The organism is Vaccinium witches'-broom phytoplasma str. VAC (genome assembly GCF_000309405.1).
Classification (GTDB): domain Bacteria; phylum Bacillota_I; class Bacilli_A; order Acholeplasmatales; family Acholeplasmataceae; genus Phytoplasma.
The window spans coordinates 1-543 of the sequence record NZ_AKIN01000204.1 but is presented as its reverse complement, the minus strand read 5'-3'; the positions used below and the strand labels follow the sequence as shown (position 1 = coordinate 543).

Annotated in this window: 2 pseudogenes; both read right to left on the bottom strand. The window is 23.6% G+C overall.

The features are described from left to right. Nucleotides 1-80 (bottom strand): annotated as a pseudogene (locus RI68_RS04395) (single-stranded DNA-binding protein); the annotation flags it as partial. A 224-nt stretch (nucleotides 81-304) separates the two neighbouring features. Beyond that, a pseudogene (locus RI68_RS02930) lies at nucleotides 305-543 on the bottom strand (sigma-70 family RNA polymerase sigma factor); the annotation flags it as partial.

Below are 543 nucleotides of genomic sequence, written 5' to 3'. Positions count from 1 at the left end.
ATTTGTTCGTTATTACTGTTAATGTATTGTTTTTCTAAATCATGGCTTAAACGGCCGATTAATTGAACTTTGTTTAACATAATTTTATTTTTCTTTCTTTTTGATATATATTCTTTTTATTTATTCATAGATAAAATTTTTGAAAACGAATGTATTAAACGACTAATTTGATTGATTGATGTTGGAATCGTTTATTACTTTTGTTTCAAAAGTTTTATGCTTGATTTTGATACAAAAAAAAGATTACTTTGAAAGTAATCTGAGTTTTCTTGTTTTATTGTTTCAAATAACTAGTTTAACGTCATTACGGACGAACGATAGGTTTTAACGTTTTTTTTAATTTTTTGATAGCGATGTTTTTAATATTTTCTATTTGTTTTAAAGATAAATTGAGTTTATCAGCTATTTCGGTGTTGAGATAACATCTTTGAAAATCTTCATTGATATTTCCTAAAGGAACGCCAAAACTTAAATGGATAATTTTGAATTCGGTTTCGCTTAATTTAGCTTTCATTTTTTTTAAAAAAATTTCATGATTAACTT